The organism is Streptomyces sp. 2114.4, from assembly GCF_900187385.1.
Lineage (GTDB): Bacteria > Actinomycetota > Actinomycetes > Streptomycetales > Streptomycetaceae > Streptomyces > Streptomyces mooreae.
This window is the reverse complement of record NZ_FYEY01000001.1, coordinates 2702312-2727335: the sequence shown is the minus strand read 5'-3', so window position 1 is coordinate 2727335 and position 25024 is coordinate 2702312. Positions and strand designations below refer to the sequence as shown.

Sequence of the window (25024 nt, the reverse complement as noted above, 5' to 3'; positions counted from 1 at the left end):
TGAGGTCTGTGGGGCTGATGGTTTCTGAGGGCCTGAAGACCTGAGGCACCTCCCCACACCGCCGGTGCGCCGTTCGGCTGATCCGCCGAACGGCGCCAGGGGCTGGTGGCACCCCCGTCGCGCCGATAGGTTCAGCCCGACCTTTGCTATCCCAAGGGGAGGGTGTATGCGCAAGGCCACCAGATGGCTGCTGTCACTCGCGGTGCTCATAGGCACGGCGGGAGCCGGCAGTGCGCCGGCAGGAGCGGCTACCGCCGCCGAGCCGAAGACCGGGGACATCAAGGACCGGATCCTCGCGATCCCGGGAATGAGCCTCATCGAGGAGAAGCCGGTAGACGGCTACCGCTACTTCGTACTGAATTACGCCCAGCCGGTCGACCACCGGCACCCCTCCAAGGGGACCTTCCAGCAGCGGCTGACGCTGCTGCACAAGTCGGTGGACCGGCCGACGGTGTTCTTCACCTCCGGGTACAACGTCAGTACCACGCCGTCCCGCAGTGAGCCCACCAAGATCATCGACGGTAACCAGATCTCCCTGGAATACCGCTACTTCACCCCGTCGCGGCCCACGCCCACCGACTGGAAGAAGCTGGACATCCGGCAGGCCGCCGACGACCAGCACCGCATCTTCCAGGCGCTGCACCGGATCTACGACAAGAACTGGATCGACACCGGCGGCAGCAAGGGCGGCATGACGGCGACGTACTACCGCCGCTTCTTCCCGCACGACATGAACGGCACCGTCGCCTACGTCGCGCCCAACGACGTACGCAACGACGAGGACTCCGCCTACGACCGGTTCTTCAAGACCGTCGGCACCGCGCAGTGCCGCAGCGATCTCGCCGCCATCGAGCGCGAGGCCTTGGTGCGCCGCAAGGAGATGGTCGCCCGGTTCCAGGCCTGGGCCGACAAGGAGAAGCAGACCTTCAAGACCCTCGGCAGCGCCGACCGGGCCTATGAAGTCATGGTCACGGACCTGGTGTTCGGGTTCTGGCAGTACCAGCCGGCCGAGACCGCCTGTGCCGAGGTGCCCAAGCCGACCGTCTCCACGGACGACCTGTGGAAGTGGATGGACACGGTCGGCGGCTTCGACAGCTACACCGACCAGGGCATGGAGCCGTACACGCCGTACTACTACCAGGCGGGCACCCAGCTCGGTGAGCCCGGCTACCGCTATCCGCAGCTGGCCGGCCTGCTGAAGTACCCCGGGATCAACAACTCGCGGTCGTTCGTGCCGAAGGACATCCCGATGCGCTTCGACAAGCGCGCGATGCCCGACGTCGACCACTGGGTGCGGCACCACGCCAACCGGATGATGTTCGTCAACGGCCAGTACGACCCGTGGGGTTCGGAGCACTTCGAGGTCGGCAAGGGGACCCGGGACTCGTACGTCTTCACCGTGCCCGGCGGCAACCACGGCTCGAACATCGCGAAGCTGGCGGAGGCCGACCGCACCAAGGCCACCGCCGAGCTGCTCGACTGGGCCGGTGTCCAGGCCCCGGCCGGCGAGGCCGCACCGCTGGCGCCGTACAACAAGCAGCTGGACCGGCAAGAGGTCCGGCGGATGCCGATGCTGAGGCCGTGAGGCCGTGGGGCCGTGGGGCCGTGGGGCTTGGAGGCCCGCAGGCCCGTAGGGGGTGAGGCTCTGCGGCCGCATGCCGCCGCGTCAAAGCGCCCGGCGCCCGCGGTGCGATGACCGGAACGGCGCGTTCCCCGGGGACAGGGGGAGCGCGCCGAGTCCGTCTCCCGGTCAGTACGTCAGGCCGTGGCCGATCCGGTAGAGCTCCTGCGCCGGGGCGTCGGCGCGCATTATCGCGACGGGCAGTTTGCCGGCCGGGTCCCGCCGGCCGGCGATCACCCGGGCCGCTGCCCGGAGCTCCACATCCGTCCAGGAGTAGCTGGCCAGTGCCGCCCGGACGCCGTCCAACTGGGCGATGTCATAAGGGTTGCGGACCGCCAGCTGCACCACCGGCTTGCCCGTGGCCAGCAGCGCCGCCACCAGCTTCCGCTGGCGGGAGTCCGCGGTCACGTTGTACGTCGCCACCACCACCGCGTCCCGCGCCCCGAGGGCCGCCACCGCCTCGTCGATCTGCCGCTGGGCCGGCGCCATGCCCGTGGAGAGCGCGGTGGCGGTGAAGCCCAGCTCGGTGAGGGTCCTCGCCAGGACCGTGGTGGGCGGCCCGCCGGTGCCGGACGGCGCGGCCGCGTCGACACCCGCCACCAGCACCCGCCGCTCCCGTCGCCGGGAGAGCGGCAGGATGCCGGCATCGTTGCGCAGCAGCGTGGTGGTGCGGTCCGCGATCCGGTCCGCGGCGGCCAGATGACTGCGGATGCCCACCACCCGGTCCACCGCGCGGTGGGTGGTGTACGGGTCCGTGAACAGTCCGCGCCGCTCCTTGAGCAGCAGGATGCGCATCAGCTTGGCGTCGAGCTCCCGCTCGGTCAGCTCGCCGTCCTGGAGCGCCTTGAGGACGGCGGCATGCGCGACGGCGAGGTCCGGAGGGTTGAGCAACTGGTCGACACCGGCCTTGAGGGCGAGCACCGGCACCCGGGCGTCGCCGTACTTCTTCCGTACGCCCTCCATGCCGAGCGAGTCCGTCACCACCACACCGTCGTAGCCGAGGCGTTCGCGCAGGATGCCGGTGAGGATCGGACGGGAGAGGGTGGCCGGGTCCTCGCTCGGGTCGAAGGCGGGCACGACGATGTGCGCCGTCATGATCGAATCGATCCCGGCGGCGATCGCGGCCTTGAAGGGCGGCGCGTCCAGCCGCTCCCACTCCTCGGCCGTGTGGTGGATGTAGGGCAGCCCGATATGGCTGTCGGTGTCGGTGTCGCCGTGCCCGGGGAAGTGCTTGGCGCAGGAGGCGATCCCGGCGCCCTGATAGCCCTTCACCTCGGCGGCGACCATACGGGCCACGGCCTGCGGGTCCGCGCCGAAGGACCGTACGCCGATGACCGGGTTGGCGGGGTTGATGTTGACATCGGCGTCCGGTGCGTAGTCCTGCCGGATGCCCATGGCGTACAGCTCCGCGCCGGCGATCCTGGCCGCCGTCTGCGCATCGTCGCGGGAGCCGCCCGCGCCGAGCGCCATCGCCCCGGGGAAGAGCGTCGCGGGCGCGCCGACACGGGCCACTATGCCGTGTTCCTGGTCCGTGGAGATCAGTAGCGGGACGGGGACGCGCTGGTCGGCGGCGGCCTTCTGGATGCCGTTGGACAGGTCGGCGATTTGGTGCGGCTCACGGGTGTTGTGCGCCCAGCCGAAGTAGATGATGCCGCCGACGTGGTACTTGGCGATCAGCTCGGCGGCGTTGGAGACCCCGATCTCCTGCTGGTTCGCGGCGGCGTCGGCCGGGTCGGGGTCGGTGGCGGAGTGCCCGTAGACCCGCATGACGAAGAGCTGGCCGGCCTTCTCCTCCGGTGTCATACGGGAGATGAGGCGGCGCAGCCGGGCCCGGGTGGCGGCGGAGGGGGCGGGGGCGGAAGCGGGGGAGGGGGGCTGGTGTCCGATGGAGGGCTTCGCGCCGCCCGTGACAGCGGCGGCCGCTGCTGCCGCGGTGGTCAGGACGGTACGTCTGGAGTGCATGTGCGCTCCTTCCGGAGGGCTTCCTCGGATCGTTGAAGGAAACTTCCAAAAGGCCACGGATAGCCGGAAAACTATTGTCGGTCAATGACTCGATTCGTGATGGCGCCCAGGTATTGCGGGGCGGGCGCGCATATGTGATGGGGCATCGGCGGGGGAGGGGCAGGGCAGCTCGCAGGCGGGCGGGCTGACAGGGCATCTGGTCAGGCGGGCGGGACCGGTGGGTGCGCGGACCGGTGGGCAGCATCGGCGGACGGGCGGACGGGCGGACGGGCGGACGGGCGGACGGGCGGACGGGCGGGCTGACGGGGCAGGCGGGGCAGGCGGTCAGGCGGTCGGGCCGGCGGACGAGCTGCCAGGACAGGCGGCGGCAGGGGCAGGCGGGCAGCGTCGTCGGGCAGGGCCGGGCAGGCCGTCGGGCAGGCGGTCAAGCGGGCAGGGCGGACGGGCTGACGGGGGCCGGCGGGACGGCGGGCCGCCGGACGAGCTGACAGGACGGGCGACGGGGGCAGGACCGGGGCGGGGCAGGACCGGGGCGGCAGGCTGACCGTGTGGGGTCAGAAGGGGGTGGCTTCGCCGAGGAGTCGCTGGAGGTACGCGCGGCCCGGCGCCAGCAGGGCGGGGAGGTCGGCCGCTTCCGGATACCAGCGCTTCTCGTACTCCCAGCAGAGCCAGCCGCCCGAGCCCTGGTCGTAGGTGCCCTCGGGGGCCGGTACGGGGCCGTGGGCGCCTTCGGGCTCCCGGACGAGGGTGCCCAGGGCGGCCGCCAGCGGGAGGGTGCCGGCGCCGAGCGGGAGGGGGGTGCGCTCCTCGGCCGAGGCGACGTCCTTGACCTGCACATAGCCCAGATGCGGGGCGAGCGCGGCATGGGTGTCGACGGGCTCCTCGCCGCCGAGCCAGCTGTGCTGCACATCCCACAGCGCCCCGATCCGGCGATGCCCCACCAGGCCCAGCACCCGGGCGGCGGCCGCGCCGGTCCGGTGCGAGTCATGGGTCTCCAGCAGGACCCGGACGCCGCGCTCGGCCGCGAGCGGCGCCACCGCGGCGAGCCGGCGGGCGGCATCCGCGTCCGCCTCGGCCGCCGGGCGGTCGTCACCGCCGGGGAAGACCCGGACGTACGGGGCCCCCAGATCGGCGGCGAGGTGCACCAGCTCGGTCAGCTCGTGTGCCAGCTCCTCCTCGCCCGCGGTATCGCGGGCGGCGGCGACCTGGGCGTATCCGGCAACGGCCAGGACCTCCACACCGGCGTCCGCGAACTGGCCCCGCACCACGGCCCTCTCCCGCGCCCCGATCAGCGGATGTACCGGCTCCTCCGGATGGGCCCGCAGTTCGACCCCCTGATACCCGGCATCCGTGGCCAGCCGCAGCACCTCGGCCACCGGCATCCCCGGCACGCCAAGGGTCGAAAACGCATAGCGCATCGCAGGAATCCTGCCGCCCGTGCGTCCGCCGCCGTCCGCGGGCCTGTCGTCCGCCCGCCCGCCGTTCTCCGTGGGCCTGTCGTCCGCCCGCCCGCTGTCCATGCGCTTGCCGTCCGTGCGATCCGTGGGGGCCATGCCTGCGCTCCTTCGCGTCGCTTACGCCGTCATCGCTGTCCTTCCCGTCCTTCCCACCCTCCCCGCCTCCATCGCCCGCCTGCCCGCTCCGTCACCCGTGGATTCACGGCGTCACTCGTGGACCCACGGCGTCACCCGCCGGTTCGCGACGTCGCCCGCGGGCTCGCGGCGTCGCCTGTGGACCCCAGCCCCCCAGTGAACTCGCGGCGTCACCTGTGGATCCCCCCCCCGTGAACACGCGGCGTCACCCTGGATTCACAGCGTCAGCCGCCAGTCCTGGCCGACCAGGTCCTGCCCGAAGCTGTGGTGCGGCGACTCGGCGACCAGCTCGAATCCGGCCCGCTGGTAGAGGGTGCGGGCCGAGGCGAGCACGGAGTTGGTCCACAGCACCATCTCGCCGTACCCGGCCTCGCGTGCGAACTCGATGCAGGAGTCGACGAGTTGCCGCCCCGCCCCGTGCCCCCGGGCGTCCGGCTCCACGAGCAGCAGCCGCAGCCGGGCGACCCCCGGTCTGCCGTCCCGTACGCACATCACCGCGCCCACGCGCTGCCCGCCCAGCTCCGCTATCCAGGTGCGGTCCCACCGCGGGTCGAAGTCCTCGGCGTACTCCGCGACGATCCGGGCCACCAGCGCCTCATAGCTCAGATCGAAGCCGTACTCGGCGGCGTAGAGGGCGGCATTGCGTTCCACCATCCAGCCGAGATCACCGGGGCGGGAGGTGCGCAGCGTGACCCCGGGCGCGCGGTCCCCGCGCGGCTGCCGTGCCTCCTCGCCGGGCTGCTCTGCCCCCTTGCCGGGTCGTTCCATACCCTCGCCGGCCTGCTCCGCCCCTGCGCCGGGCCGTTCCACGCCCTCGTCGAGCAGGGCGCGGACGGTGCGCATCGCCTCCACCAGGCGGGCGCGGTCCGAGGCCGGCAGCCGCCGCAGCAGTGTCCCCGCGGCGTCCTGGGAGCGCTCCTCCAGCAGGCCGGCCGCCTCCCGGCCGTCCTCGGTCAGGGTGATGCGCTGCCGCCGGGAATCCTGCTCGGACCTGCCGCGGGTGATCAGCTCGCGGTCCTCGAACTTGCCGAGCAGCCGGCTGAGATAGCCGGCGTCCAGCGACAGCGAGGCGCGCAGATCCGCGGCGTCCACCCTCGGATGGTTGGCGACCTCGTAGAGCACCCGCGCCTCGGTGAGGGTGAACGGGGTGTACAGATGCCGCCCGTAGTCGAGCGCGCCGATCAGATTCGTATAGAAGCGGTTGAATCTGCGCAGCTCACGGACGTCGGCTGCGGCATCGGACCGTCCCCCGCACTGTGCGTCGGGCGGTGTGTCGGACGGCCGGTCGGTCGGCGGGTCGGTTGGTGCATCGGATGGCGCCCTGGCGATCATGGCCAGCCCCTCACCTTTGACTGAGTCAAGTTTGACTGAGTCAAGAGTAAGCCGCCGGGGCCCCTCCGCACATCCCTCTTTCGTGTCATCCGTCCTTTCGCTCCGTCAGTCGTTCCTTCGTTCGCTCCGCCGTGCCTCGGCGCCGGCACCCGCCCTCGCCCCCGGCCCTTTGTTCGTCTCCCGCCACGCGGTCTGGCGTCCGCCGCCCGGAAGGCGCTTACTGGAGCGGGACTGCCAGCTGCCTGCTGTGCGCGAGAGGGGCCGGGCCGTGACACGCACGACCGTACGCATCGCCATGAACGGCGTGACCGGACGCATGGGGCAGCGCCAGCACCTGGTGCGCTCCCTCCTCGCCCTGCGGGAACAGGGCGGCCTCGAACTGGCCGACGGCACGGTGATCTGGCCCGAACCGGTGCTCGTCGGCCGCAGCGCGCCCAAGCTGCGGGCCCTGGCCGAGCGGCACGGCCTGCAGCAGTGGAGCTGCGACCTCGACGCCGTACTGGGTGACGACTCCATCGGCATCTACTTCGACGCCCAGATCACCGCCGCCCGCGAGGAGGCCGTGAAGAAGGCGATCGCCGCCGGAAAACACCTCTACGTCGAAAAGCCCACCGCGAGCAGCCACGCGGGCGCGCTGGAACTCGCCCGGCTGGCGCAGGCGGCGGGCGTCAAGAACGGCGTCGTCCAGGACAAGCTCTTCCTGCCCGGCCTGCGCAAGCTCCGCCGCCTCGTCGAGGGCGGCTTCTTCGGCCGGATCCTGTCCGTACGGGGCGAGTTCGGCTACTGGGTCTTCGAAGGCGACTGGCAGCAGGCACAGCGCCCCTCCTGGAACTACCGCGCCGAGGACGGCGGCGGGATCGCGGCCGATATGTTCCCGCACTGGGAGTACGTCCTGCACGAGCTGTTCGGGCCGGTCAGAACCGTCCAGGCGCAGCTGGCCACCCACCTGCCGCGCCGCTGGGACGAGTCGGGCACCCCGTACGAGGCCACCGCCGACGACGCCGCATACGGCATCTTCGGGCTGTCCGGCGGCATCGTCGCCCAGATCAACTCCTCCTGGGCGGTCCGGGTGCACCGCGACGAACTGGTCGAGTTCCAGGTCGACGGCACCGAAGGGTCGGCCGTCGCGGGCCTGCGCCACTGCCGCGTCCAGCACCGCGCCCACACCCCCAAACCGGTCTGGAACCCCGACCTTCCGGCAACCGAACCGTTCCGCGCGCAGTGGCACGAGGTCCCCGACAACGCCGTCTTCGCCAACGCGTTCAAGGCGCAGTGGGAGCTGTTCCTGCGGCACGTCGTCCGTGACGAGCCCTGGCGCTGGGACCTGGCGGCGGGCGCCCGCGGCGTCCAGCTCGCCGAACTGGCGGCGCGGTCCTCGGCACAGGGCCGCCGCCTGGACGTCCCGGCGCCGGGCCGGTGAACGCGCCCGCGGGGCCGCCCCCGCCCCGGAAGGACCCCGCCACCCGCCCCCACGGGCCGGACTCCGCCCGCTCGTTCTCCGCGCGGCTCCCGCTCCGCTCCCGTACGGTCTTCGCCGCCGCCCATGTGGTCGCCGATCCCCGCGCCGACACCACCCCGGACGGCCCGGCCGCCGTCGACTGGGACGCCACCCTCGCCTTCCGGCACCACCTGTGGGCGCACGGCCTGGGCGTGGCCGAGGCGATGGACACCGCACAACGCGGTGCGGGCCTGGACTGGAGCGCCGCCGCCGAGCTGATCCGGCGCACCGCCGCCGAGGCCGCGGCCGTCGGCGGCCTCCTCGCCTGCGGCGTCGGCACCGACCAACTGCCGCCGCACCCGGCCTCCCTGGTGGACATCCGGTGCGCCTACGAGGAACAGCTCGGCCTCGTCGAGGACGCCGGCGGCCGCCCGGTCCTGATGGCCTCCCGCCGGCTGGCCGATGCCGCCACCGGCCCGGACGACTACCGCGAGCTCTACGGCCACCTCCTGCGCCAGGCCACCCGACCGGTGATCCTGCACTGGCTCGGCCCCATGTTCGACCCGGCGCTGGCGGGCTACTGGGGCAGTACGGAACTCGACGCGGCCACCGAGACGTTCCTCGCGATCATCACCGACCACCCCGCCAAGGTGGACGGCGTCAAGATCTCCCTGCTGGACGCCGACCGGGAGGTGGCGCTGCGCCGCCGGCTGCCGCCGACGGTGCGCTGCTACACCGGCGACGATTTCCACTACCCGGAGCTGATCGCGGGCGACGACCACGGGGCCAGCGACGCGCTGCTGGGCATCTTCGACCCGCTTGCCGCGCCCGCCGCCGCAGCCGTACGCCTCCTGGACAGCGGGGACACCGCGGGGTTCCGGGCCGCCCTGGACCCCACCGTCGCGCTCGCCCGGCACCTCTTCCGGGCACCCACCCGCCACTACAAGACCGGCATCGTCCTGCTGGCCTGGCTGGCGGGCCACCAGTCCCACTTCACCATGCTCGGCGGCCTGCAGTCGGCCCGCTCCCTGCCCCACCTGCGGCGCGCCCACCAACTGGCCGACGGACTCGGCCTGTTCCCCGACCCGGAACTCGCCGCCCACCGCATGCGGCAACTCCTCGCGGTCTACGGGACGGAACTCGCGGTGTACGGGACGGAGACCAAGGACGCATGAGCGACAGCCCCCTCTGCCTCCTCGACCGCCTCAGCCTCAACCAGGAGACCGTCCGGCAGTGGTCCCTGCCCCAACTGGCCGACGGCTGTGCACGGGCCGGCGTACGGGGCGTGGGGCTGTGGCGCGCCCCGGTGCAGGAGTACGGGGTGGCCGCGGCCGCCCGGCTCGTACGGGACGCCGGACTGCGGGTCACCAGCCTGTGCCGGGGCGGTTTCCTCACCGCGCCGGACCCGGGCGGCCGCGCGGCCGCTCTGGACGACAACCGGGCGGCCGTTGACGAGGCGGCCGCCCTCGGGACGGACACCCTGGTCCTCGTCTCCGGCGGGCTGCCACCCGGCAGCCGGGACCTGCCCGGTGCCCGGGAGCGGGTCGCCGACGCCCTGGGCGAACTGGGCCCGTACGCCGCACAGCGGGACGTCCGGCTGGCCCTCGAACCCCTGCACCCGATGTACGCGGCGGACCGCTGTGTGGTCTCCACGCTCGCCCAGGCGCTGGACCTCGCCGAGCGGTTCCCCGCCGGACAGGTGGGTGTGGTCGTGGACACCTACCACCTGTGGTGGGACGACACCGTCGGCACACAGATCGCCCGCGCGGGCGGCACCGGCGGGGAGGCCGCCCCCCGGATCGCCGCCTTCCAGCTCGCCGACTGGGTCACCCCGCTGCCCGAGGGGGCCCTGCTGGGGCGCGGGCAACTCGGGGACGGAGCGGTGGATCTGCGGTGGTTCCGGGAGCGGGTCGACGCGGCCGGCTACCGGGGGCCGATCGAGGTGGAGATCTTCAACCCGGCGCTGTGGGCACGCGACGGCACGGACGTGCTGGCCGAGATCGTGGACCGCTTCCGCACCCACGTCGGCTGACGCACGCAGGCCGGGGGCGCACGCACGTCGGACGAGGCACGAGCGCCGGAGAACGCACGAGCGCCGGAGGACGCTCACCCCGGATGACCGGGAAAAGCACACGGCGGGTACCGGAAAAATAACTCAGCGGATGCGCGCAACCGTTGGCCGCCCACAAAGGTCATAGCTGACGCTGGTCCCGAAAGGGGAGGGGCCCGGGGGGGATCCGGGGACCGGTGTGGAGGGGGAATCGAGGGGCCCGACCATCGGACGGGCCCCTCGATGGTGCACCGGCGATCCGGAGAGCGGGCCGGTGGGGACCCGGCCCGCTCTCCGGACCGCCGCCTCCCGGCGCGATGTCAGACCCCGGCGGTACGGTCGGTCCATGGTCAACGCAGCCGTGATCGAAGGGGTCCTGGAGCGGATCACCTACGCCAACGAGGAGAACGGCTACACCGTCGCGCGGGTCGACACCGGCCGCGGCGCGGGTGATCTGCTGACCGTCGTCGGCGCGCTGCTCGGGGCACAGCCGGGCGAATCGCTGCGCATGGAGGGCCGCTGGGGCTCCCACCCCCAGTACGGCAAACAATTCACCGTCGAGAACTACACCACCGTCCTGCCCGCCACCATCCAGGGCATCCGCCGCTACCTGGGCTCCGGCCTGATCAAGGGCATCGGCCCGCGGATCGCCGACCGCATCGTCGAGCACTTCGGCACGGACACCCTCGACGTCATCGAGACCACCCCCGCGCGCCTGGTGGAAGTACCGGGCCTGGGCCCCAAGCGCACCAAGATGATCGGTGCCGCCTGGGAGGAGCAGAAGGCCATCAAGGAGGTCATGGTCTTCCTCCAGGGCGTCGGCGTGTCCACCTCCATCGCGGTGCGGATCTACAAGAAGTACGGCGACGCCTCCATCTCCGTCGTCCGCAATCAGCCCTACCGCCTGGCCGCCGACGTCTGGGGCATCGGCTTCCTGACCGCCGACCGCATCGCCCGGTCCGTGGGCATTCCGCACGACAGCCCCGACCGCGTCAAGGCGGGCCTGCAGTACGCGCTGTCGCAGTCCACGGACCAGGGCCACTGCTTCCTGCCCGAGGAACAACTGATCGCCGACGCGGTGAAGTTGCTCCAGGTGGACACCGGCCTGGTCATCGACTGCCTGGGCGAGCTGGCCGCGGACCCGGAGGGCGTGGTCCGCGAGCAGGTGCCGGGCGACGGGGACGGCGCGCCGCCGGTCACCGCCGTCTACCTGGTGCCCTTCCACCGCGCCGAGATCTCCCTGGCCGGCCGGCTGTCCCGGCTGCTGCGCACGGACGAGGACCGGATGCCGGCGTTCCGGGACGTGGACTGGGACAAGGCACTGGCCTGGCTGGCGCGGCGGACGGGCGCCGAGCTGGCCCCCGAGCAGCAGCAGGCGGTGCGGCTGGCGCTGACCCGGAAGGTCGCCGTGCTCACGGGCGGGCCGGGCTGCGGAAAGTCCTTCACGGTCCGTTCCGTCGTCGAGCTGGCCCGCGCCAAGAAGGCCACCGTGGTGCTGGCGGCGCCCACGGGCCGCGCGGCCAAGCGGCTCTCGGAGCTGACCGGCGCCGAGGCCTCCACGGTCCACCGGCTCCTGGAGCTCAAGCCCGGCGGGGACGCCGCCTATGACGCCGACCGGCCGCTGGACGCCGATCTGGTGGTGGTCGACGAGGCCTCGATGCTGGATCTGCTGCTCGCGAACAAGCTGGTCAAGGCGGTGCCGCCGGGCGCCCATCTGCTGCTGGTCGGGGATGTCGACCAGCTGCCGTCGGTGGGGGCGGGCGAGGTGCTGCGCGATCTGCTTGCCCCCTCCGGCCCTGTGCCGGCCGTCCGGCTGACCCGGATCTTCCGCCAGGCCCAGCAGTCCGGGGTGGTCACCAACGCCCACCGCATCAACTCCGGCGTCCCGCCCCTGACCACCGGACTGACGGACTTCTTCCTGTTCGCCGAGGAGGACGCCGAGGAGGCCGGACGGCTGGCGGTGGACGTCGCGGCCCGCCGGATCCCCGCAAAGTTCGGCCTCGACCCGCGCCGGGACGTCCAGGTGCTCACCCCGATGCACCGCGGCCCGGCCGGTGCGGGCGCCCTGAACGGCCTGCTCCAGCAGGCCGTCACCCCCGCCCGCCCCGACCTGCCCGAGCGGCGCTTCGGCGGCCGGGTCTTCCGCGTCGGCGACAAGGTCACCCAGATCAGGAACAACTACGAAAAAGGCCTCAACGGCGTCTTCAACGGCACGGTCGGCGTGGTCACCGCCCTGGACTGTGACGAGCAGCGGCTGACCGTGCGCACCGACGAGGACGAGGAGATTCCGTACGACTTCGACGAACTCGATGAACTCGCCCACGCCTATGCCGTGACGATCCACCGCTCGCAGGGTAGTGAGTATCCAGCGGTGGTGATTCCGGTCACCACCAGTGCCTGGATGATGCTGCAGCGCAATTTGCTGTATACCGCCGTGACCCGGGCAAAGCGCTTGGTGGTGCTCGTCGGCTCCCGCAAGGCCCTGGGGCAGGCCGTCCGCACGGTATCCGCCGGTCGGCGGTGTACGGCGCTCGATCACCGGCTCGCCGGTGCGATATGAGAGGTCCCCCCTCTTTCCCATTCGGGGCGAAGGGGGGCAGGATGGGCACTCAGGCGGCACTGAGTGCCGCAGACAGGCCCTATGGCCGACCCCGAGTGCACAACCCAGGCCCAAATGGGGGAAGGTATAGGCAGTCAGGGCACCTCGAAGAAGAGGCACAACGTCGGTGAGGGATGACGTGAGCGACAACTCTGTAGTACTGCGTTACGGGGACGGCGAATACAGCTACCCGGTCGTCGACAGCACCGTTGGCGACAAGGGCTTCGATATCTCGAAGCTTCGCGCCCAGACCGGTCTGGTGACCCTGGATTCCGGTTACGGCAACACCGCGGCGTATAAATCCGCGATCACCTATCTCGATGGTGAGAACGGGATTCTTCGTTACCGCGGCTACCCGATCGAGCAGCTCGCAGAGCGCAGCACGTTCGTCGAGACCGCGTACCTCCTCATCCACGGTGAGCTGCCCACCGTCGATGAGCTGGCGAACTTCAAGCAGGACATCACCTACCACACCCTGCTCCACGAGGACGTCAAGCGCTTCTACGACGGCTTCCCCCGGGACGCCCACCCGATGGCGATGCTGTCCTCGGTCGTCAGCGCGCTGTCGACCTTCTACCAGGACAGCCACAACCCGTTCGACGAGCAGCAGCGCCACATCTCCACGATCCGGCTGCTGGCCAAGCTCCCGACGATCGCGGCCTATGCGTTCAAGAAGTCGGTCGGCCACCCGGTCGTCTACCCGAGCAACGACCTCGGGTACGTCGAGAACTTCCTGCGCATGACCTTCTCGGTGCCCGCCGCGGACTACGACCTCGACCCCGTGGTGGTCAACGCCCTCGACAAGCTGCTGATCCTGCACGCCGACCACGAGCAGAACTGCTCCACCTCCACGGTCCGCCTGGTCGGCTCCTCGCAGGCGAACCTCTTCGCCTCGATCTCGGCCGGCATCAACGCCCTGTGGGGCCCCCTGCACGGCGGCGCCAACCAGTCCGTGCTGGAGATGCTGGAGGGCATCCAGGCCAGCGGCGGCGACGTCGACTCCTTCATCCGCAAGGTGAAGAACAAGGAAGACGGCGTGAAGCTCATGGGCTTCGGGCACCGCGTCTACAAGAACTTCGACCCCCGCGCGAAGATCATCAAGGCGGCGGCGCACGACGTCCTCTCGGCGCTCGGCAAGTCCGACGAGCTGCTGGACATCGCCCTCAAGCTGGAGGAGCACGCGCTGTCCGACGACTACTTCGTCGAGCGCAAGCTCTACCCGAACGTCGACTTCTACACCGGCCTGATCTACCGGGCCATGGGCTTCCCGACCGAGATGTTCACCGTGCTCTTCGCGCTCGGCCGGCTGCCCGGCTGGATCGCCCAGTGGCACGAGATGATCAAGGAGCCCGGCTCCCGCATCGGCCGCCCGCGGCAGATCTACACCGGTGTCGTCGAGCGCGACTTCGTGCCGGTCCAGGAGCGCTGACCCCTCCGAGGCCGGCTCCCCGCACACAAAAAAGAAGCGCCCCGCCTCCGGATCCCCCCACGGGTCCAGAGCGCGGGGCGCTTCCCTTGTCCCGGTTGGATTCCCCCCACGGGATCCGTCCGGGCGTTCCGGGTTGCACCGCGATCTGCCGGGACGCGCACGTTCGGGAGGGCCGCTCAAAGCTCCCCGGGCACGTCGCCCCGGCCACGCGTAGCCGGGCACGATCCCCCAAGATCAGCCCGGCTGTGCAGTGCAAGCCCCGCCGGGGTGCCTGCACTTGCCCGGTTAGACTCGCGACCCCCCTCAATGGTTACGTTCGGATGAGTGTGATCTGGGTCTCTTGCCATATGGGGGCGAATGCGGTCAAGGGCCTCCATAGGGAGATCGAGGCCCTTGGGTATGGGTGTTGTGCCGGTTGTAAGGGCTGTGTGAAGTTTCCTGGGCGCGGGGGCGTGGGGAGCCCCGGAGGCCGCTGCGGGCAACCCCGGAGGTCCAGGGTGGCGCGTCAGGCCGCCTGCCCCGCGAGCTCGTAGCCGGCCTCGTCGACGGCCGCCCGCACCGCGTCCTCGTCCAGCGGCGCCTTGGAGGTGACGGTCACCAGGCCGGTGGCCGCGACCGCCTGCACCGAGCTCACCCCGGCGAGCTCGCCGATCTCGGACGACACCGCCCCCTCGCAGTGGCCGCAGGTCATGCCGGTGACCCGGTACGTGGTGGTCACCTCGCCGACCTGGACGTCGGTGCCGCCGGAGTGGCAGGAGCCTTCGGGGGTGCAGCAGGAGCCGTTCTCGGTCATGGGGGATCTCCTTGTGGTGCCGATGTGTCCGCGTGGTGCTGGTGCGTTCGGTGTGGTGCTGTGTGTTCCGTGTGGTGTCACGCGCCGGGGGTGCCGTGAGCGGCTGACTCCGGCAACCGCCGGCGCCTCCCGACGCTTCGGTACTTTATACCCCTAGGGGGTATCAATCCAGCTTCCGGGCGCACCCGCCGCGCTGCCCCCGCGCCACACCGCGTTGCCGCACGCCCCGCCACGCGTCAGCCTTGGGATATACGGGCTCGGGGTGGATCCGAGGAGGCGGCCGTATGGACGTACTCGCCCTCTACGGCCTGCTGGTGCTCACCACGCTGCCACCACTGATCCCCAACTCGGCGCTCCTTGTCACGACCGGAGTACTCGCCTCCCGGGGAGAGGTCTTCCTCCCCCTCGTCCTGCTGACCGTCGGGGGCAGCGCACTGCTCGGGGACCTCCTCATGTACGCCGCCGCACGCCGCTTCGGCGGGCCCGTACGGACCTGGATGCGCCGCAACCCCCGCCGCCGGGCGCTGCTGGAATGGACCTCCGGCCGCATCCAGCGCTACGGCCTGCCCTTCGTGATCGCCGTACGGTTCCTGCCCAGCGGCCGGATCGTCGGCGCCCTGGCCTCCGGAGTGCTGCGCTACCCGCTGCGCAAATACGTACTCGGCGCCGCCATCGCCGAGGCGACCTGGGCGACGTACTCGGTCGGCCTCGGCTACGTGGGCGCCGCCACCACCGGCCGCCCGCTCTACGCCGTCGGCGTCGGCTTCGGAGTCTCCTGCGCGGTGGCCGCCGTCGGCGCCGCGATCCAGTGGGCCGCCCGCCGGCGCACCCTGCGCGACCCGCCGGAGGAGAGCGGCGAGGGCGAGAGCGGCGGAGCCTCCGAAGGGAGCGGCGGCGGCCGGGGTGAGGGGCGGGGTGAGGGGCGGGGTGAGGGGCGGGGCGGCCGGGCCTCGGCCATCGTGTCGGCGCGATTGTCAGTGGGTGGCCCTACAGTGCAGTCATGACAGTGTTACGCAGAGTGACTATTCGGCTGAGGTGGGCCACCCGCGGTGGCCCGGACATCCGCCACGGCGACCGGCTCGTCCGTGCGCCGCGAACGCTCACACGCCTCGGCGATATACAGCGCCTCCAGGGCCTCCGCGGGCGAGCACGGGCTCGGCGCACGCCCCGCCACGACCTCGGCGAAGACGCCCAGCTCGGTGACGTAGGCGTCGTGGAAGCGCTCCATGAACGTGGCGTACGGGTCCGCCGCCCGCTGCCACGACAGCTCCGGCTCGGCGGACGGCAGCGGCGCACGGTCGTCGAGGCCGACGAAGCGGGCGCCCTCGGAGCCGCAGACCTCCAGCCGGACGTCATGGCCCGCGCCGTTGTAGCGGGTCGCCGTGACGGTGGCCAGGGTGTCGTCGTCGAAGCGCAGCAGTGCCGCGCAGGTGTCCACGTCGTCGCCCTCGGTGAAGAAGGGTGCGCCGCGGTTGGCGCCCTGGGCGTAGACGGAGACCACCTCACGGCCGGTGAGCCAGCGCAGGATGTCGAAGTCATGGATGCTGCAGTCCCGGAACAGCCCGCCGGAGGTGGGGATATAGCCGGCGGGCGGCGGCGTCCGGTCGCTGGTGCAGGCCCGCAGGGTGTGCAGCCAGCCCAGCTCACCGGAGTGCAGCGCCTCGCGGGCGGCGCGGTAACCCGCGTCGAAGCGGCGCTGGAAACCGATCTGTACCGGCGCGGAGCCGGCCCGCGCCCGCTCCACCACGCCGACGGTGCCCGGCACGTCCAGCGCAACCGGCTTCTCGCAGAACACCGGCACCCCGGCGTCCAGGGCCTGGTGGATCAGTGTGGCGTGTGCACTGGTCGCGGCGGTGATCACTACGCCGTCGAGGCCGTCCGCGTACATCTCCTCGACGCTCGCGGCGGGCCGTACACCCAGGGTCTCGGCCAGCGAAGCGGCGCGTGCGGTGTCCGCATCCGCGACGGTGATGCCGGTGACGCCCGGGACGCTCAGCAGGGTGCGGGCATGGAACGCGCCGATGCGCCCGGTGCCGATCAGACCGATCTTCATGCCTCGGGTCCTTTCCGGGGAGGGGCCTTCCGGGTCTGTTGGAACGGTCCAACCGACGTTTTCACGGGCACCCTGCATGTCCTGATGTCCGCATGTCAACCATTCCGCAGGGTCGCTTGGTGGTTGCTTGGTGGTGCATTGACGTCGATCCGGCCCGATGGGAGGCTCGGCCTATGGAACGGTCCAACCAGCGCGCCGACGGGCAATCCGAAGGGCGGCCAGGCGAGCGGCCCACAGAGCGGGACCGCGAACGTTCCGGCGTGCGGCCGGGAGCGGACCGGAATCCGACGATCCGCGCTGTCGCCGAGCGCGCGGGCGTCTCCAAGTCGCTGGTCTCGCTCGTGCTGCAGGGCTCACCGCGGGTCAGTGCGGCCAGGCGGCAGGCCGTGCTGGCGGCGATCGAGGAGCTGGGCTACCGGCCGAACGCCGCGGCCCGCAGCCTGGCCGCACGCCGAACCCACACGGTCGGCGTGCTGCTGCACGATATGCGCAACCCCTGGTTCGTCGAGGTGCTGGACGGCCTGAACTCCCTGCTGCAGGCGCACGGTCTGCGGATGCTGATGATCGACGCCCGACTGGACCGGCGGGCCGGTCAGGACTTCGCCCGAACCTTCCAGGAACTGCGGGTCGACGGCATCGTCATCGTCGGCACGCTCCCGGCCACCGACGGCCTCGCCGAGGTCGCGGAACGGCTGCCGACCGTCATCGCCGGCAACCACGAACCGCGGCTGCCGCGCGTCGACCTCGTCGCCAACGACGATGAGCGCGGCGCCCGGCTCGCCACCGAACACCTCATCGCCCTCGGCCACCGGCGCATCGCCCATATCGCCGGACAGGGACAGGTCGGCGAGCTGCGCCGCCGCGGCTTCGAGGCCGCCATACGCTCCCACGGCCCGTCGGTGAGCGCCGTCGTCGAGAGCGGCGACGGAACCGAGGAGGGCGGCTACCGTGCGGCCGTCCGGCTGCTCCACCCCTCGCGTGCCACCGGACGCCCTGCCCCCGGAGATCCCACCGCCGAACGTCCCACCGCCGTCTTCGCGTTCAATGACATCTCCGGCGTCGGCGCGCTGTCCGCCGCCCAGGAACTGGGGCTGGACGTCCCCGCCGATCTCTCCCTCGTCGGCTACGACAACACCTACCTCGCCCGCATCCGCCACCTCTGGCTCAACTCGGTGAACAACGCCAGCCACGAGGTCGGGCGGCGGGCGGCGCGCTGCCTCCTGGACCGCATGGAGCACCCCGACGCCCCGGCCGGGCAGCAACTCGTGCCCCCGGAACTGGAGATCAGAGGCTCAACGGCACCACCCCGGACCGTCTGACCCACGGCTGCGCATCCTTACCCGGGGTCGTCGTGGCGACCACCCGGCCGCCGCCCGCCCGGCGCATGCCCGTCACCGTCCCGCCCGGCCCCCTACGCCTTCCCGGCCCTCTACGCCTTCCCGCCCCGCAGTTCGCGGTCCACCGCCCGCAGCAGGGTCAGCAGCATCCGGTTCAGCGGAGTGGCGATGCCGTGCCGTTCACCGGCCCTGACCACCGCGCCGGTGATGAACTCATGCTCCAGCGGACGGCCCGCCAGGCGGTCGTAGAGCATCGAGGAACCGCCGTCCCGAGGAGCGGTGGCGTACAGCTCAAGCGTCCGGGAGATGTCCGCCTCGCCGATGTCCGCCCCCTCGGCACGCGCGACGACGGCCGCCTCGCGCAGCAGATCGCGGGTGAGCGCGGCCATCTCCGGGTCGGCGAAGATCCCTGTCCGCTGCTGGAGAAGAGCGGTGATCGGATTGGCCGCGAGGTTGGTGAACAACTTGCGCCAGGCGGCCGTGGTGAAGTCCGGCACGCGATGCACCCGCAGCTCGCTGCCGTCCAGCAGGGCGGCGAACCGGTCCGCCAACGGCCCCTCGGGCACATGCAGTTCACTGGCGACATGATGCAGGACCCGGCCGGGCGCGGTGCGCTCCGCCGAGATGTAGACCACGGTGGGGAGGATGCGGGTGCCCCGGGGAACGAGCGGAGCGACGCGCTCCTCCAGGCCGATGCCGTTCTGCAGCACCGCGACCGCGGTGTCCCGGCCGCACAGCCGCCGCAGCCAGCCCTCGGCGCCCGCGGTGTCCTGCGCCTTGGTGGTCAGCAGCACCCAGTCGACCGGTCCCACCTGCGCCGGATCGGTGACGATACGCACCGCGGCGGGCCGGACCGTGCCGCCGCTCTCGATGCTCAGACCGTCCAGCGGGCTGCGTACGCACAGCGTGACGTCGAGCCCCGCCCACCGCGCGAGGGCCGCGGTGTAGCCACCGATCGCGCCGCCGCCGATCACCGCGATCCGGGCGGGTGCCGCTGCTGGGGAGCTCCGGGGCATACCTCGATCGTAGAGCCGGGGAAGCCTGACGGGTGGGTGCCGTCCGGGCCCCGGCGTCGCCCGGGAGCGGGGCCCGGGGCCGTACCTGCCGGTGGCTCTCAGCGCCGGCCGCGCTGGCCCGGCCGCTGCGCCACCCACGCTCTGACCGTGTCGGCGAACCAGTACGGTTTCCCGCCCTCCACCAGATCCGGTTCGGGCAGCAGCCCGTGCTTGCGGTAGGAGCGCACGGTGTCCGGCTGCACCTGGATGTGCGCGGCGATCTCCTTGTACGACCAGAGCTTGCGGTCGGTCATCTCTGCCACCTCCTGAGCGCCGTACGCAGGGTCGGCCCGGAAGGGCCGGCAGGGGGCTGCGTACGGCCTGGTGATCACTCACCCTGTGCCTGGACAACGACACCGAGTAACCATGAGGGAGGGGCTGTTGATCGGCTGTGACGGAAGCCCCGAGTAACGGTGACAGCCGTGACGCGAGCCGGATGGCTGTGACGGGGGCGGGACGGACCGGTACGGGGGCGGGGCGGACCGGTACGGGGGCGGGACGGACCGGAATGGGGGCGGGGCCGGACCGGAATGGGGGCGGGGCGGTCAGGAACGAGCGCGGGGCGGTCAGGAACGGGGCCGGGAGGGCCCGGAAGGCGGGGAACGGACGGGGTCGGGGCGGACCGGAAGGCGGGGGGACGGAGTGGCGGTGGCCGCGCGACAAGGCCGGAGGCGGGGGCCCGGGGCGAAACAGCGTGTGGCGGGCCGGCTCCCCAGCTGGGGAGCCGGCCCGCCACACGAACACCAGCAGCGGCCCGGCCGGCCGGACAGCCCGCTGTCAGGCTGTCCGGCCCCGAGCGCGGCGGATCAGGCGATCAGGCGTAGAGCGCCCGCCAGGTCTTCTTGTCGACCTTGCCGTTGGCGGTCAGATGATGCCGGGACTGGAACTTCTTCACCGCGGCCAGGGTCTTGGGACCGAAGTAGCCGGTCACATCTCCCCACCGGAGATAGCGGCGGTTCGCCAGCAGGCACTGCACCTGCGAGACGCGGTCGCCGCGCTGACCGTAGACGGTGAGGGCGGTTCCGTTGTAGTACGCGCAGGCGGCCAGCGGGCCGGGCCGGCCGGCCGCCGGACTGTCGGCGGACGCCGGACCGGTGAGCAGTCCGGCGGTCAGCAGCCCCGCGGTCGCGGCCAGGACGGCCGTGCGCCTGACGGCTCGGCTGAGAGTGTGGGCATTCACGAATTCCCCCGTTTCCCCCGTTGGATGTGATTCCACCCGTTCTGACGCCGGGGGAGCGGTGCGCGGTTCCGGCAATGCCTCAGCGCTTGGTGCGCGCCGCCGTCAGCTCCGGCCCGGACTCCCGCCGGGCCTTCCGTTCGGGCCGCCGCCGGGCCTTCCGTTCGGGCTCCCGCCGGGGATGCTGTCCGCGCTGCCGCTCGGGCTCTCCTTGCCCGGTGCCGCCTTCGTGGCCGCCCTGCGCAGCTCGTGCTCCAGATCCTCCAGGGCCAGCCCCTTCGTCTCCGGTGCGTACCGCTTGCAGAAGACCAGGGACAGCACACACATCACGCCGAAGAACCAGAACGTGGTGCCCGCGCCGACCGCGTCGAGCAGGAGCGGGAAGGCCAGCGCGACCCCGAAGTTGACCATCCACATCATGAACACCGCGGCGCCCATGGCCAGTCCGCGCACCTTCAGCGGGAACATCTCGGCGAGCAGCAGCCAGACACCGGTGTTGAGGGTGGCCTGCATGAACGCCATGTAGAGAACCATCAGGCCGAGCACGAGGGCGCTGACGGCGGTGGAGTGCGGCAGGCGGAAGGCGGCACCGAGCAGGGCGAGCGAGACGGCCATACCGGCCAGCCCCGCAAGCAGCATGGGCCGCCGGCCGACCCGGTCGATCAAGGACATCCCGACGGCCGTGGCCAGGACGGAGATCGCGCCGATCGCGATGGTGGCGGTGATCGAGGCGCCGGTGCCCAGACCGGTCGACGCCAGGATCTTGGGCGCGAAGTAGACCACGGCGTTGACCCCGGTGATCTGCTGGACGGCCGCCAGACCGATCCCGACCAGCAGCAGCCGCCGCACCCATGGCGTGCGCAGCTGCTGCCAGGCGCCGCGCCGGGCGTCGGCCTCCAGGGCGCGGGCCTGATCGATACGGGCCAGTTCGGCGGGTACGTCCTCGGCGGGCAGCGTACGGTGCAGCACCCGGCCCGCCTCGTTGGGCCGGCCCTTGCTGATGTACCAGCGCGGCGTGTCGGGCAGGAAGAACAGCCCGGCGAACAGGGCCACGGCGGGCAGCGCGGCGAGGCCCAGCATCCAGCGCCAGGCCGCCCACTGCGCCAGAACGGCATTGATGAGGTAGGCGAGCAGCTGACCGCTGACGATCATCAGCGAATTGAAGGAGACCAGCCGGCCGCGGATGTGCGGGGGCGCGATCTCGGACAGGTACAGCGGGGTGATGACGGAGGCGCTGCCGACGGCGAGCCCGAGGACGAAGCGCGCCACGGTCATGAAGGGAACGCTCGGCGAGAGCGCGACGGCCAGCGCACCGCCGATGAAGACGGAGCCCGCCCACAGCAGGGAGTTGCGCCGGCCCAGCGCATCGGCCATCCGTCCGCCGATCAGCGAACCGAAGGCCGCGCCGATCAGCAGCGCGCTGGTGATGATGCCCTCGCCCAGAGAGGTGAGGCCGAAATGGCTCTCCATGAAGGGGAGGGCGCCGGAGATCACTCCGGTGTCGTAGCCGAACAGGGCGCCGCCGAGGGCGGCAATGGCAGCGATGCCGACGATGAAGCGCTTGGCGCTGCGGGCCCGCACACTCTCGCGCGGGCTGGCGGGCGCCATCTGGCTGGTCGGAGCGGCCATCCTCAGCTCCGGTACGCCGTGCCGGCCCGCCCGGCGGCCGGGGCCGTGGTCAGGGCCGGGGTCGGAATCCGGGCCGGTGTCGGTGTCGGCCGGGCCGGAGAGGGGCGGGCCGGCGAGGGGCACAGGGGTATGAGGCCGGTGCGGAGCGGGTCGGCGTCAGGGGCGACGTACATGGTGCGGGGCCTTTCGGTGGCGGGGGGCCTTTCGGTGGTGCGGGGCCTTCAGTGGGGATGGCGGTACGGCGCCGGCCACTAGCGATACAGCGACGGCCGCTCGATCAGGTCGACGGTCACCCGCTCGCCGGTGGTCTGGGCCCGTACGCCCGCCTCGCACACGGCGGCCGCGGCGTAGCCGTCCCAGCAGCTGGGGCCCTCGACCTCGCCGCGCCGGGTGGCGTTCACCCAGCGCTGCACCTGCCGGTCGTAGGCCTCCTCGAAGCGCTCCACGAAACCAGGGGGGATGGTGCCACCCCAGTGGCCCGAGGTGTTGCTGAACACTCCGTGGTCGTCGCCGATCCTGGCGGTGCCGCCCTCGCAGACCGCCTCGCAGCTGACCTGGTAGCCGAAACCGCAGTTGACGAAGATTTCGGTGTCCACGACCTGGCCGCCCGCGGTCTCGAAGAGGACCAGCTGCGGGTCGCTGAGGCCTTCCGGCGCGTTGCCGGTGGGCGCCGGGCGCAGCACCCGGACCGCGGTGATCTCCTCCTCCAGGAGCCAGCGGGTCACATCGATCTCATGCACCACCGAGTCGTTGATCATCATCGCGTTGGTGAAGCCGGGCAGGGTGTCGGCGTTGCGGTGCTTGTTGTGGAGCATCAGCGGGCGACCGTAAGTGCCCTGCTCCAGAAGGGACTTGAGGGTGCGGTAGTCGGCGTCGTAGCGGCGCATGAAGCCGACCTGGACGCGGCGGTGCCCCAGCGCCTGCTCGGCCTCCAGGACGCGCAGCGCGGAGGCCGCGTCCGGCGTCAGCGGCTTCTCGCACAGCACGGGCAGATCGCGCGCGAAGGTTTCCAGCAGCGTCGCCTCGTGCGCGGGTCCGGGCGAGGCGATCAGTACGGCGTCCACCGCGGGGTCGTCCATGGCGGCGGCCAGGTCGGTATAGGGGGTGCACCCGTCGATGCCGTCGGCGAGGTGCTTGATGCGGTCCGCGTCGATGTCGACCACGGCCGCCACTCGGGCACCGCTGATCACCTCATTGATCCGGCGTACGTGGTCGGCGCCCATCCGGCCGGTGCCGATGACCGCCACGCCGAGCGTTTCGTGCGAAGTCATGTCGTCCTCAAGTCCTTACGTTTCCTTACGTGCTACAGAGTGTGATGTACGCTGGGAACTGATTACTCTCCGTAATCGTTGCCGGGGTGTGAGGAGGCGGTCGTGCGGCATACGCATGCGAGACGTACCTGCACGAGGCCTACCTCTACAGGGCGCACGCCTCAAGCCGCCCGACCTGCGGGCGGCGCGCGGCCTGCGGGCGGCGTGCGGCCTTGAAGCGGTGTGCGGCCCTGGGGTGGCGCGGGGCCTCGGGGCGTGGTGCGGGGCCTCGGGCGTGGCGCGCGGCCTCGGGGGCCTCGGGGTGGCGTGCGGTCTTGAGGTGGTGCACGGCCCCGCTGCGGCGGGTGGTTCAGGCGCCGCAGGAGCGCAGGAAGCGGCGGGTGCGCTCGGCGATGGGGAACGGCTGGTCGGGCGGGCAGGGGTACATGTCCTGCTCGACGATGGCGAAGAGGTCGACGTCCAGCTCCTGGGCGGCCTGCAGGACGGGCGGCAGGGCGGGCACGCCGAGCGGCGGCTCGCACATCACGCCCTGCTTGACGGCCGGGCCGAACGGGGTGCCGTTGGCGACGACCTCGCCGAGGATGTCCGGGTCGACCTGCTTGAGGTGGAGGTAGCCGATCCGCTCGCCGTAGGTGCGGATCAGCTTGACGCTGTCGCCGCCGCAGTAGGCGTAGTGGCCGGTGTCCAGGCAGAGGTTGACCAGGCCGGAGTCGGTGGCGTGCAGGAACCGCTCGACGTGTTCCTCGGTGTCGATGTGGGTGTCGGCGTGCGGGTGGACGACGATGTCCAGCCCGAACTCGTCCCGTACGCGCTTGCCCAGCCGCTCCATGCCGGTGGTCAGGTGCTTCCACTGCTCCGCGGTCAGCTCGCGCGGCTCGATCTCCTCGGCGGTCTTGTCGTCCCGCCAGAAGGACGGGATGACGACGAGGTGTCCCGCGCCCATCGCCTGGGTGAGGGTGGCGACCTCGGAGACGTGCGCCCAGGTCTTGTCCCATACGGACGGGCCGTGGTGCAGCGAGGTGAAGATCGTGCCGGCCGAGACCTGCAGGCTGCGGCGGGTGATCTCGTCGCGCAGGACGGCGGGGTCGGTGGGCAGGTAGCCGTACGGGCCGAGCTCGATCCACTCGTAGCCGGCTTCGGCGACCTCGTCCAGGAAACGCTGCCAGGGCACCTGGTGGTCGTCGTCGGGGAACCAGACTCCCCAGGAGTCGGGTGCGGAACCGACGCGAAGGCGGTCCAGGACGGGCGGGGCGGCATGGGGAACGGACATGCTGCGGCTCTCCTCTCGCCGGTCGACGGTGACCGGGAGGCGCTGGGGTGGGTCGTGGGGCACAGCCTCTCTGTCGCCCCGGGGAGTGTCAAGACTTCGTCCTGACATTAGGACTTAAGGACTTTGATGGCTCCGGTGAGTATTCCCGTGGCGCCCCGGTTGGTGCTGCGCGCGCCTCGTTTGGTGGTGCGCGGTGCCTCGTTCGGCGCTCCGCGGCGCTCCGATTGGCGCTCCGTGGCGCTCCTCCGCGGTGCTCCTCCGCGGTGCTCCGATTGGCGCTCCGCGGCGCCCCTCCGCGGCGCTCCGGATTGCCTCCCGGATTGCCTCGGGGAGTGTTCCGGGTGGGTCGGGCCTCCGCTCATTGGGCCCGGCACTCCCCTTCGGCGCCCCGGCCTCGACAACTCCCTTCAACGTCA

At 71.8% G+C, this 25024-nt stretch carries 19 protein-coding genes; 8 read left to right on the top strand and 11 right to left on the bottom strand.

All coding sequences use genetic code 11. The features are described from left to right. Positions 1-166: 166 nt before the first annotated feature. A complete protein-coding gene (locus CFW40_RS11795) occupies positions 167-1585 on the top strand; it encodes a S28 family serine protease (RefSeq protein WP_088797742.1) in 1419 nt (472 codons plus the stop codon). Between the two features lie 165 nt (positions 1586-1750). On the opposite strand, the gene CFW40_RS11790 is transcribed toward CFW40_RS11795, so the two are convergent. The 3 genes from CFW40_RS11790 to CFW40_RS11780 form a co-directional block, all read right to left on the bottom strand. After that, on the bottom strand, positions 1751-3583 hold the full coding sequence (locus tag CFW40_RS11790) for a glycoside hydrolase family 3 protein (RefSeq protein ID WP_088797741.1): 1833 nt from the start codon (positions 3581-3583) through the stop codon (positions 1751-1753). A gap of 554 nt (positions 3584-4137) precedes the next feature. After that, entirely contained in the window at positions 4138-5001 is an 864-nt protein-coding gene (locus tag CFW40_RS11785) for a sugar phosphate isomerase/epimerase (protein ID WP_088802061.1), read from the bottom strand. A gap of 390 nt (positions 5002-5391) precedes the next feature. Continuing rightward, positions 5392-6507: a bifunctional helix-turn-helix transcriptional regulator/GNAT family N-acetyltransferase gene (locus tag CFW40_RS11780; protein WP_256331504.1), complete on the bottom strand. Its 1116-nt coding sequence runs from the start codon at positions 6505-6507 to the stop codon at positions 5392-5394. A 268-nt stretch (positions 6508-6775) separates the two neighbouring features. Here CFW40_RS11780 and CFW40_RS11775 point away from each other — a divergent pair, with 268 nt between their 5' ends. The 5 genes from CFW40_RS11775 to CFW40_RS11755 all read left to right on the top strand — a co-directional run bounded on the left by CFW40_RS11775 (position 6776) and on the right by CFW40_RS11755 (position 14023). After that, positions 6776-7927 (top strand): Gfo/Idh/MocA family protein, encoded by a 1152-nt coding sequence (locus CFW40_RS11775; RefSeq protein ID WP_088802059.1) that lies wholly within the window; start codon positions 6776-6778, stop codon positions 7925-7927. After that, positions 7924-9120: a dihydrodipicolinate synthase family protein gene (locus CFW40_RS11770; protein ID WP_088797740.1), complete on the top strand. Its 1197-nt coding sequence runs from the start codon at positions 7924-7926 to the stop codon at positions 9118-9120. The genes CFW40_RS11775 and CFW40_RS11770 overlap by 4 nt, the downstream gene beginning before the upstream one ends. Beyond that, the gene (locus CFW40_RS11765) at positions 9117-9977 is read left to right on the top strand and encodes a sugar phosphate isomerase/epimerase (RefSeq protein WP_088797739.1); all 861 of its coding nucleotides are present in this window, start codon (positions 9117-9119) and stop codon (positions 9975-9977) included. The genes CFW40_RS11770 and CFW40_RS11765 overlap by 4 nt, the downstream gene beginning before the upstream one ends. A gap of 364 nt (positions 9978-10341) precedes the next feature. After that, positions 10342-12555 (top strand): ATP-dependent RecD-like DNA helicase, encoded by a 2214-nt coding sequence (locus CFW40_RS11760; RefSeq protein ID WP_088797738.1) that lies wholly within the window; start codon positions 10342-10344, stop codon positions 12553-12555. A gap of 178 nt (positions 12556-12733) precedes the next feature. Continuing rightward, positions 12734-14023, top strand: coding sequence for a citrate synthase (locus CFW40_RS11755; RefSeq protein ID WP_088797737.1), 1290 nt, complete (start codon positions 12734-12736; stop codon positions 14021-14023). A 505-nt stretch (positions 14024-14528) separates the two neighbouring features. On the opposite strand, the gene CFW40_RS11750 is transcribed toward CFW40_RS11755, so the two are convergent. Further along, on the bottom strand, positions 14529-14816 hold the full coding sequence (locus tag CFW40_RS11750; protein ID WP_088797736.1) for a heavy-metal-associated domain-containing protein: 288 nt from the start codon (positions 14814-14816) through the stop codon (positions 14529-14531). Positions 14817-15100: 284 nt separating this feature from the next. Between CFW40_RS11750 and CFW40_RS11745 the strand changes: the two genes are divergently transcribed. Continuing rightward, complete coding sequence (locus tag CFW40_RS11745; RefSeq protein ID WP_088797735.1) at positions 15101-15820, top strand: DedA family protein; 720 nt, start codon at positions 15101-15103, stop codon at positions 15818-15820. A 5-nt stretch (positions 15821-15825) separates the two neighbouring features. Here CFW40_RS11745 and CFW40_RS11740 read toward each other — a convergent pair whose 3' ends face one another. Next, positions 15826-16869 (bottom strand): Gfo/Idh/MocA family oxidoreductase, encoded by a 1044-nt coding sequence (locus CFW40_RS11740; protein WP_088797734.1) that lies wholly within the window; start codon positions 16867-16869, stop codon positions 15826-15828. Positions 16870-17042: 173 nt separating this feature from the next. Here CFW40_RS11740 and CFW40_RS11735 point away from each other — a divergent pair, with 173 nt between their 5' ends. Continuing rightward, the gene (locus CFW40_RS11735) at positions 17043-18188 is read left to right on the top strand and encodes a LacI family DNA-binding transcriptional regulator (RefSeq protein WP_088797733.1); all 1146 of its coding nucleotides are present in this window, start codon (positions 17043-17045) and stop codon (positions 18186-18188) included. Positions 18189-18298: 110 nt separating this feature from the next. Here the strand turns inward: CFW40_RS11735 and CFW40_RS11730 are convergent, their stop codons facing one another. The 6 genes from CFW40_RS11730 to CFW40_RS11705 form a co-directional block, all read right to left on the bottom strand. Beyond that, complete coding sequence (locus tag CFW40_RS11730; RefSeq protein ID WP_088797732.1) at positions 18299-19222, bottom strand: 2-dehydropantoate 2-reductase; 924 nt, start codon at positions 19220-19222, stop codon at positions 18299-18301. A gap of 98 nt (positions 19223-19320) precedes the next feature. Then, positions 19321-19515: an AlpA family transcriptional regulator gene (locus CFW40_RS11725; protein WP_086721239.1), complete on the bottom strand. Its 195-nt coding sequence runs from the start codon at positions 19513-19515 to the stop codon at positions 19321-19323. A gap of 560 nt (positions 19516-20075) precedes the next feature. Then, positions 20076-20441: a peptidoglycan-binding protein gene (locus tag CFW40_RS11720; RefSeq protein ID WP_176956520.1), complete on the bottom strand. Its 366-nt coding sequence runs from the start codon at positions 20439-20441 to the stop codon at positions 20076-20078. Positions 20442-20543: 102 nt separating this feature from the next. Then, positions 20544-22067 (bottom strand): sugar porter family MFS transporter, encoded by a 1524-nt coding sequence (locus CFW40_RS11715; protein ID WP_256331794.1) that lies wholly within the window; start codon positions 22065-22067, stop codon positions 20544-20546. Between the two features lie 251 nt (positions 22068-22318). Beyond that, positions 22319-23338 (bottom strand): Gfo/Idh/MocA family protein, encoded by a 1020-nt coding sequence (locus tag CFW40_RS11710; protein ID WP_088797731.1) that lies wholly within the window; start codon positions 23336-23338, stop codon positions 22319-22321. 349 nt (positions 23339-23687) lie between these two features. Beyond that, positions 23688-24608, bottom strand: coding sequence for a sugar phosphate isomerase/epimerase (locus CFW40_RS11705; protein ID WP_088797730.1), 921 nt, complete (start codon positions 24606-24608; stop codon positions 23688-23690). Between the last annotated feature and the right edge of the window lie 416 nt (positions 24609-25024).